The sequence below is a fragment of the Sedimentibacter sp. B4 genome (genome assembly GCF_000309315.1).
GTDB classification, from domain to species: Bacteria; Bacillota; Clostridia; order Tissierellales; family Sedimentibacteraceae; genus Sedimentibacter; species Sedimentibacter saalensis.
Genome location: NZ_CANG01000609.1, coordinates 1 through 224 on the forward strand (window position 1 = coordinate 1; position 224 = coordinate 224).

At 58.5% G+C, this 224-nt stretch carries 1 protein-coding gene; it reads right to left on the minus strand.

The genetic code is table 11. The features are described 5' to 3' along the window. A partial coding sequence (locus BN358_RS25605; RefSeq protein WP_157593487.1) for a hypothetical protein occupies window positions 1-114 on the minus strand: 114 nt, incomplete at its 3' end. Window positions 115-224: the final 110 nt, after the last annotated feature.

The window sequence follows — 224 nt, forward strand, 5'->3', positions numbered from 1 at the left end:
CGAGATCGCCGTGCCCGGATGACCGTTCCCCACCTTCTCCACCGCATCCGCAGCCAGCACCCGCGCAGTATCCACGGCCCGCTGATCCAATTCGGTCCAGGTGAAACCAGTCATCGTCGGCCTTTCCTTGCGTCCTTTGAAACGTCACAATATCGGTTCTGATCCAGCCCCCAAGCCTTGCACATTTGCATGGACAAAAAGGCCATCGTGCACGCAGTTGCACA